Annotated in this window: 9 protein-coding genes; all 9 read left to right on the plus strand. The window is 41.5% G+C overall.

All coding sequences use genetic code 11. The features are described 5' to 3' along the window. Nucleotides 1-148: 148 nt before the first annotated feature. The 9 genes from CU053_RS04765 to CU053_RS04805 all read left to right on the plus strand — a co-directional run bounded on the left by CU053_RS04765 (nt 149) and on the right by CU053_RS04805 (nt 5,824). Nucleotides 149-1,045: a hypothetical protein gene (locus tag CU053_RS04765; RefSeq protein ID WP_100551054.1), complete on the plus strand. Its 897-nt coding sequence runs from the start codon at nt 149-151 to the stop codon at nt 1,043-1,045. A gap of 205 nt (nt 1,046-1,250) precedes the next feature. Next, nucleotides 1,251-1,457: a helix-turn-helix transcriptional regulator gene (locus tag CU053_RS04770; protein WP_100551055.1), complete on the plus strand. Its 207-nt coding sequence runs from the start codon at nt 1,251-1,253 to the stop codon at nt 1,455-1,457. A 2-nt stretch (nt 1,458-1,459) separates the two neighbouring features. After that, nucleotides 1,460-1,750 (plus strand): antA/AntB antirepressor family protein, encoded by a 291-nt coding sequence (locus CU053_RS04775; protein WP_100551056.1) that lies wholly within the window; start codon nt 1,460-1,462, stop codon nt 1,748-1,750. A gap of 230 nt (nt 1,751-1,980) precedes the next feature. After that, nucleotides 1,981-2,559: a hypothetical protein gene (locus tag CU053_RS04780; RefSeq protein WP_100551057.1), complete on the plus strand. Its 579-nt coding sequence runs from the start codon at nt 1,981-1,983 to the stop codon at nt 2,557-2,559. Further along, the gene (locus CU053_RS04785) at nt 2,546-3,463 is read left to right on the plus strand and encodes a phage replisome organizer N-terminal domain-containing protein (protein WP_100551058.1); all 918 of its coding nucleotides are present in this window, start codon (nt 2,546-2,548) and stop codon (nt 3,461-3,463) included. The genes CU053_RS04780 and CU053_RS04785 overlap by 14 nt, the downstream gene beginning before the upstream one ends. 11 nt (nt 3,464-3,474) lie before the next feature. Continuing rightward, entirely contained in the window at nt 3,475-4,203 is a 729-nt protein-coding gene (gene zapE / locus CU053_RS04790; RefSeq protein ID WP_100551059.1) for an AFG1/ZapE family ATPase, read from the plus strand. After that, nucleotides 4,200-4,553, plus strand: coding sequence for a helix-turn-helix transcriptional regulator (locus CU053_RS04795; RefSeq protein WP_100551060.1), 354 nt, complete (start codon nt 4,200-4,202; stop codon nt 4,551-4,553). Before zapE ends, CU053_RS04795 begins: the two co-directional genes overlap by 4 nt. A gap of 3 nt (nt 4,554-4,556) precedes the next feature. Continuing rightward, nucleotides 4,557-4,763: a hypothetical protein gene (locus CU053_RS04800; protein WP_100551061.1), complete on the plus strand. Its 207-nt coding sequence runs from the start codon at nt 4,557-4,559 to the stop codon at nt 4,761-4,763. Between the two features lie 320 nt (nt 4,764-5,083). Continuing rightward, nucleotides 5,084-5,824 carry a RecT family recombinase gene (locus CU053_RS04805; protein WP_158107009.1) on the plus strand — a complete coding sequence of 247 codons (741 nt, stop codon included), beginning with the start codon at nt 5,084-5,086 and terminating at the stop codon, nt 5,822-5,824. The last annotated feature ends 176 nt before the right edge of the window (nt 5,825-6,000 follow it).

Raw genomic sequence — 6,000 nt, forward strand, 5'->3', positions numbered from 1 at the left:
ACATCAATTTTATTTTAGACTATCACAACGTCTTAAACCGTGTCTAGGTTCGCTACCGAATAGCTGACTATCCACCAGTGTGGCACTGTTTAACTTTTGTGGATGCTCGGGAAAGCGAATGAAATTTCCAATGAGGTATAGCCTACAAATGGCTATAGAAAAACTTCGGCTAACGGAGGTTTACACCCAACAGCAGGACAGGGTAAGGTATTTGATTGACGTGTTAAGACATGATGAAATTAGCGCTTTTAACGCTATCCCTAGTGTGTTTGGCGAAACCCGTATGATTCTTCACAGCTTGCCAGCTGATGTAGCCTATCATTTTATCAACCATGGTTTGATTAGCTATGAGAGTCACATAGATGAATATTACACCGATGCAGGTGGAAAACGCTTATCAGAGTTAATAATTAAGCTTAAAGATGAATACGACAAGGTAGGCGGCGGAGAAATTTTTTGCCGTTGCATGCCTGACATAATGGATATAGCCGACATTGCCAGTTATGGTGTTAGCAAGGATGGGTGCCAGCTTGATATTAAAAGCCTGTACTATAATTCAACCGTCTTTGACCCACGTTTTAAAGCAAGCCACCTTTTGGGCAGGAAAGAGGGGCTGGGGCGTGTTATCTGTCAACTGACCACGTTCCATAGTGTCAAGCAGGGAAATGGGATAGATAGAAATTACTTTGAATATGGCATAAAAGCCGATACTGATAGCCTATTCATTGATGCAAACGGATTTGAACTTCTCCGTGAGAAAATGGCAGGCGAAAGTAAAAAAGACAGACCCGAGGCATCGCCCCAAAAAAAGCCAAAGGAGCCAAAGGATAGTGCGCAGGTATCACCACCAACAAGCCAGGCCCTTGCATACATTAACCAGCTTATTCATGACTTCAAAGATTCAACCTGCTATCAAAAGTATAAGGACGAAACCCAGCAGCAATTAATCAAGGACTGGCTAAAAGAAAGAGGATGCTCAGGAAGAGAGCAGGACGTTATTGCTAAACTCATTAGCGAGCATTATGGTATTAAAACCAAACGGTAAAAATTATTTCTTGCCATATTAGAATCCCTTTAAATACATGCTTTTTAGCTAACTAAATTCGATATTGGCAAATGGTATTGCCAATATTGGTGTATGGCTATTCCCATATCATTGCCCTCATAATCTCTCTCGTTAGCACACAAGACGAGGCTGAAAAGCTTCTTTAGTGTGTGAATATTTTAAATTAATTTAAGAGGGAGAAAAAATGCAAAACAACATTTTAAGGTTACCAGAAATTTCAAAACACTGTGGCTTTTCACGCTCAACAGTATATCGACTAATCCAACAGGCAGACTTTCCAAAGCCAATTAAGCTGACATCACGCTCAAGCGGCTGGTTGGAGTCAGACATAAACCAATGGATAGATAACCGCATAAAAGCGCGTGATAGCAAATTAAACAAGGGGGCGTAGTCATGATCAACGTTCAAGAATATAAATCCTTTAAGCAAGCAGTATCAGTACGAGAGCCTTACACATTTTTGGAGCCTAAAGCACAATTTACAAACGGGTGCGATAGGATGTTTGAGTATGGATTTGAGGAAAATGAGGACTACATCTTGCTTAACAAATTTGTTAAGCAAGATAACGGGCACGGAGGTCACAACAAGGTGGATTATTTCCTATCTATCGACTGCGCCAAAGAAATAGCAATGCTTCAGCGTAGCGATAAAGGAAAACAAGTTCGCAAGTATTTTATTGAGTGAGAAACAGCTATATGGTCTTACTAACGGCTATACGCTCACAGAGGCGATTAATGAAATATCAAAGCAGCTCAATGAGATTAAACAAATGGGAAGCGCCTAGGGGCGAAAAGGTGCTAGCTTAAGAAGAACCAAAAGGGAAGCTAGGCGAGAATTTAAAAGGCTGGTTAACGAGGCACAGTGCACACTTGACTTAGGCTTGTATGGGGAGTTAGGAACTAAGGGGGTAAGTTATGTTAAGCAATGATATTCAATTAAGTCAACGTCAATTAGGAACACTTGAAAAGTTGGTTTTAAACGGTGAGGTATCAAGGTTTGAGTTAAACCGTTATGTGGGATTATACACACCTGAAACTATAAGACAATTACGTAACAAGGGAGGTGTTATCCATATGGTTAGAAAACCACACATTGACCGGTATGGGGTGAAGGGTTACACGGGGTTTTACAGCCTGGATAAAAGCCAGAAAGATGGTGCTAGTAACCAAATGCGAGGGGATGAAGTGATGTTTAATCATAGCTTTAAGCAAAAAATAAAAGGAAACCACGTTGGTGATTCCCTGTTTACTTCGCTCCCCACAAGGTTATACCGCGCCCTGTCGGGTGTGGAAACCCAGGCAGAAGGGCGCAATCATGCGTTAAATGGTGTCAATATATTTACATTATGGCCTCTTTTGTTTTTCCGAGTTGTCGGGTGGTGGCGTAAATACAAGACCCGTAAGGGGAATACCGTCGACCCTTCTTTGTTAAGGTTACCAACCCCCTGGCTTATTCTGGTAAAAACACGGGAGTCAAATCATGTCACTCAGTAAGAAATACTTTTATCTCAAGCTTAAGGATAACTTTTTTGACCGAGAAGAAATTCGCGTCATTCAAGGCTTAGAAAATGGTGATACATACGTTTGCATTATTTTGGAAATGTATTTGAGAAGCCTCAAACGCAATGGTATTTTAATGATGTCAGAGCGAATTCCCTACAGCATTAGGACGCTATCAAGTGTGTTAAAACGTCGGCAAGATGAGATCAAATATGCGATCGATTTATTCAAAGAATTTGGGTTAGTTGAGATACTGAATTCAGGGGCTATTTTCATGGCTGATATACAAGATTTTATTGGCGAATCTTCAACAGAAGCTGATCGAAAAAGAGCTTATAGAACGAAAATTGAAGTAGAGAAAAAAGAAAGTTTTAAACACTTGGAAAACGGGACATCTGTCCAGACAAGTGTCCGAGGCGACTCAAACAAATCCGATGAAATCGTTCAAAAAAGACCAATGTCGGACAAATGTCCTGACGTTTCTCCACCAGAGATAGAGATAGAGTTAAAGACAGAGTTAGAGTTAGAGTTAAAAGAGAAAAACGCACGCGAGGAAAACTCGCATGCTAACGCGCAAAAAACAGACACTGAAAACGCTGACAAAAATACTCGATTTAAGAAGCCAACCATTGACGAAATTCAAACTTACGTTAATCAGCAAAATTTAATCAATTTCAACACGGGACATTTTTTCGATCATTACGAATCAAATGGCTGGATGATTGGCAGAACAAAAATGAAGAGCTGGCAGCACGCTGTGTACAACTGGCATAGACGCAGCCAGGAGTTTGGTAATTGTAACGGTAGTAACGCAAAAAACCAAAGTCAATCAATGCCTCGCACAGGGCTAGATGGCAAGAGCGGTTACTACAATGATTTGGATCAAATTCCGTTTTGAGGAGAGAGAAAATGCAGGTTTCAAAAATACTTAAAAACATCAGAAACAACTCAGAAAGCAAGGCGACTGAATTATGCGAGAAACACAAGGTTGAATTTCGCTTTAAGTGTCCAACGTGTGTTAAGGAGCATGAGGCTGATAAGTTGCATGAGGCAAAGCTTGAAAAGCGAATCAAGGACAGTGGATTAGCCAAAAGGCAGTTACAGGCAAACTTTGCAAATTTTAAATCAAGTCAAGCACTTGAGCAGTGCGAAGCATGTCAAAGTTTTGCGGACAACTGGGAACAGGTATTCACTCATGGTCAATCCATGCTGATGATTGGCGGTGTTGGCACAGGGAAAACGCATTTAGCCAGTTCAATTGCCAATCAGGTCATGGCAAAACACTACGCGCACGTCAGGTACACAACCTTCATGATGATGACTTTCGCAATGCGTGATGCTCAAAATTTACATCCAAGCCTAACGGGGGTAATCAATCAGTTTACAAAACCAGAGCTGCTGATTATTGATGAAATTGGGGTAAAGGGGTCGACGGAGTACGAATTTAATTTACTTAACGGAATTTTAGATACTCGCTATGCCGAGTTATTGCCCACAATTCTCATCACGAATGCCAACTGGAATCAACTGGTTTCAATGATTGGATACAGGGCTATTTCACGATTTACTGAGACAGGTAAAAGTTTGAAATTTGGTAACGGGGATTACAGGAAAATTTTAGCAGGAGGTGCAGCATGAGCTTTGAAAATAGTTTTAGAGAATTAATTGCCGCTGAGATTATGCCGCTGAGTCAAAAGCTCGCGCGTCAGAATCAATTGATTGAGTTGATGGCTGACAAGTTACAAAGGCTGGAAACCGCTAGAGGGACCACAGGTCTCAAAAAAGAACTTTTATCTCTGCGTGATGTTGAGAAGATTATCGGGCGCAAGCAGTGTTGGATTTATAAGCAAATGAACGCCAAAGAATTTCCTGCAAATTTATCCATGGGGAGCCGTGTTTTTTGGAAGCGTGAAGATATTGAGCGTTTTGTTGAGATGACAAAAAGTGGCGAAGTTTATCAAGCCAGCAATCGAACTACGGAGGACTGAATCATGAAAACAACTAACGAAATGTTGAAATATCGCACGCAGCGATTGATTCAGATGGATAAAGAAGAAATTGCAAACGATAAAAACGCAAATAAAGGCGATTTTAGTGACTTTTTAAAAAAGATAAACACAAAACATTACCGCAATGACATTCGTTTAATTTTACCCTATTTACGACGCAATGCAGAGGTGTTCTGGTGTAGAAGGTAACGAAAATGCAAAGAGCCAGGTTAGTCACATTCAGTAAGAAGTCATGTTGCACAAACTTTGATGAGTTAAGTTGGTAACATTGAACGTATAGAAGTGTGGAATACCAAACGATGAGCGTCTTGAAATCAGCACAGCAACAGCTACTACAAAGCCAAACTTTATTAAGCATTACATTAGACGCTAATGGGGGAGGTGGGGGCTGAGTGTGTCTTCGGTGGCAAGTTTGAATTTCCATCTTTAGACGCATTTCAGGCGTGGATTGATAACGAGGGCAATTTATTCATTTAACATTTGAGGGTATGAGTGAGGGAGTGAGGGGAGTGAATCAAGAAATACAAACAGCCAATAATCAGGTGCCCATGGTCACCGATGAGCAAATCGGTAAGTATCTGGAGTCAATGGGGAATAACCTCAATCCCGTGCATAGAACACAGTTTATTGAGCTTGCCAAGGCGTTTAATTTGAATCCATTTTTAAGGCAAATCCATGGCATTGCCTACGGTGATAAGTTTAACATCGTTGTGGGTTATGAGGTTTATATTCAACGCGCTGAGCGCAGTGGTCAACTCGCAGGTTGGAAAGCCTGGACAGACGGAAAAGCGCCAGATTTAAAAGCCTGTATCGAAATTAAGCGCAAGAACTGGGTAGAAGCGTTTTATCACGAGGTTTATTTTGATGAGTATGTGCAAAACAATCCAATGTGGAAATCTAAGCCGCGCACCATGCTTAAAAAAGTCGCGATTGCCCAAGGGTTTAGAATGGCGTTTAGCCTGGAGTTAGGCGGAATCCCCTACACGCAGGACGAGTTGCCATCGAGCGAACCCATAGATGTCACCGCAAAGCAGGAGCGCTCAAAAAAAGGACCAGCACACCCAGTGGTAAACAAACTGTTATTTAAAATCCAGGAGGCAGGGCTGGATGCTAAGGATTTTGCCAAATTTGCGCAGTTTAAATCGGAGGATTTAGAGAGCTGTCAACATGCGTTAAATAACTTGATGGACTTAGTTAAAGCTTACAAAGAATCAAAGCAAGAAAAAGCAAGAAAAAGCAAGAAAGGGTAATTGACCATGAAGCTTTATGATATTAATCAGGAAATTATGCAGGTTATCTGCGAAGCGGTTGACGTTGAAACAGGCGAAGTGATCGCTGAGCTTGATACCGACGCTGCGAGCCATGGATAGCGGAACGCGAGGGCGAGTAGACCCGGGTAGCCTTGCGCTGTTGATCAGCAAGCGAC

The organism is Caedibacter taeniospiralis (assembly GCF_002803295.2).
Classification (GTDB): domain Bacteria; phylum Pseudomonadota; class Gammaproteobacteria; order Francisellales; family Francisellaceae; genus Caedibacter; species Caedibacter taeniospiralis.